The organism is Paraburkholderia sp. SIMBA_030 (assembly GCF_046535245.1).
GTDB lineage: Bacteria > Pseudomonadota > Gammaproteobacteria > Burkholderiales > Burkholderiaceae > Paraburkholderia.
Map to the genome: position 1 here is coordinate 1 of NZ_JAWRXB010000486.1, position 273 is coordinate 273.

Below are 273 nucleotides of genomic sequence, written 5' to 3' on the forward strand. Positions count from 1 at the left end.
GTTGCTGCCGGGCTTCTTTCGCGCCTATCCGGAGGTGTCGATCGACCTGCATTTATCGGATGCGTCGGTCGATCTGATCGCCGATGGTTTTGACGCCGCGTTGCGTATCGCCGCACTGCCGGATTCGTCGCTGGTTGCGCGGCGCCTGTGCGCCGTCACGCAATTCGTGGTGGCGTCGCCGGACTATTTGCGGCGCGAAGGGCGACCCACGCATCCGCGCGAGCTGGCGGATCGTCCTTGCCTGTCGTACGCGTATCGCGCGCGCAGCGCCGT

1 protein-coding gene is annotated in these 273 nt (G+C 65.9%); it reads left to right on the forward strand.

Going from position 1 to position 273, the window contains the following annotated elements:
* A partial coding sequence (locus tag SB772_RS40900; protein ID WP_410838639.1) for a LysR substrate-binding domain-containing protein occupies window positions 1–273 on the forward strand: 273 nt, incomplete at both ends.